This window comes from Bacillus sp. SIMBA_154 (genome assembly GCF_046536015.1).
Classification (GTDB): Bacteria; Bacillota; Bacilli; order Bacillales; family Bacillaceae; genus Bacillus; species Bacillus pumilus_P.
In genome coordinates, this window is sequence record NZ_JAWJBV010000522.1 from 1 (window position 1) to 247 (window position 247).

A 247-nucleotide genomic window follows, 5' to 3' on the forward strand; every position below is an offset into this window, starting at 1 on the left:
CCCACTATACATAGCTCTTAAATCCGGCGTGATTATGCCGGCTTTGGGCGCTTTTTCTGTAAATAAAGCAACCAAGCTTTCAAAGCTTAGCCCTTTATTAAGTGTTTGAGTGTCATCAAGTATCCAGTGTTGCTTTTTATAGCGCTGGCATGCAGCCGTGATCGATTCAACATTAGTCTCGCTGTTAATGGCTAAGCTGCTGGGTGAAAATGGCCCGCCAGCGTGTCCATAAATAGCAGTATTAGTG

1 protein-coding gene is annotated in these 247 nt (G+C 44.5%); it reads right to left on the bottom strand.

Going from position 1 to position 247, the window contains the following annotated elements; genetic code table 11:
- Window positions 1-247: hypothetical protein (locus R0K30_RS23000; protein ID WP_410613287.1), on the bottom strand; the 247-nt coding region annotated here is incomplete at both ends.